The 1,274-nt window shown below is 44.0% G+C and carries 1 protein-coding gene; it reads right to left on the bottom strand.

What is annotated here, in order from left to right; translation table 11 throughout:
• Positions 1-32 precede the first annotated feature (32 nt).
• Positions 33-1,207 (bottom strand): IS3 family transposase gene (locus ACX5KA_RS20440; protein ID WP_240491637.1). Its coding sequence is split into 2 segments (ribosomal slippage): positions 33-940 and positions 940-1,207, totalling 1,176 coding nucleotides; the frame shifts between segments, so codons are not numbered across the junction.
• Between the last annotated feature and the right edge of the window lie 67 nt (positions 1,208-1,274).

Below are 1,274 nucleotides of genomic sequence, written 5' to 3'. Positions count from 1 at the left end.
ATGACGTGGTCAACCAAAATTGACCAACCCAGTTAAGCTACTTTTTTCAATTTCTTCATGTCCGCCTCATATTGATTTGGACTCCTGTAATCCAGATACGAATGCAACCGCTCAGGATTATAAAATGTCGTGATGTAACGCAGTATATCTTGCTGTGCTTCATAACGAGTTTGGTATTGTTTCCAGTGTACTAGCTCTTGCTTCAAGCTACCGAAGAAGCTCTCAACCACACTATTATCCCAACAATCACCTTTACGACTCATACTGCCAACAAATTGGTGTCCTTTAAGCAAGCGTCGATAGTCTGCACTAGCGTATTGGCTACCGCGATCTGAATGGGCAACCAATCCCGCTTTTGGATTACGCTGCCATATCGCCATCGTTAACGCGTCACACACCAATTTGGTTTTCATTCTTGACCCCATGCTCCAGCCAACGACTTTTCTCGAGTACAGGTCAATAACAACGGCCAAATATAACCAGCCTTCTTGTGTCCAGATATAGGTAATATCCTGCACATAAGCTAGATTGGGTGAATCAACATCAAACTGTCTGTCCAGCACATTTTCAAATACAGGCAATGTGTGATTACTGTTTGTGGTGACCTTGTATTTCTTCTTGTAACGGACCTGCACACCTGCTTCTTTCATCAGTCGGCGTGTAAGACGTCTACCGATAGGGTAGCCCAAACAATTCAGTGCTTTTTGCATTCGTCGACTGCCATAGCTATGCTCACTGGCTTTGGCAATCTTGCGCATCCATTCCACTATTTCTTTTCGTTTATCATCATCCGTTGTAGGTTGATGCTGGGTATTCATATATCGATAAAACCCATTGCGCTTAACGCCTAATAACCGGCACAACCGGTCAACAGGATAGGTATTCTTTCGCTCGGCGATAAACGCGTATTTCACTTCATTTCTTTGGCGAAGAATACCGATGCTTCCTTTAGGATGCGTTTATCCATTTCAAGCTGTTTTACCTGAGCTTTAAGCTTTCTGATTTCTGCCTGCTCTGGCGTCAGTTTGCCGTTCCCTCTGAACGCATGGCCGTCATCATCTTGTTGAAACTCTTTGACCCAGCGACCAATAATTTGCTGACTCACATCCAACATTCTGGCGACTTCAGAGCGCGTGTGACCTTGATCTAGCACCAGGCTCACTGCATCCAGTTTAAATTCTTTCGTATACCGTTTTCTTCCGGCCATTTACTTTCTCCAGCTAAAGTTCAATTATATCCTTAACTGGACTGGTCAACTCAATTAAACCACCTCA

The organism is Alteromonas alvinellae (assembly GCF_902705805.1).
This window is presented reverse-complemented; position numbering and strand designations above follow the sequence as displayed.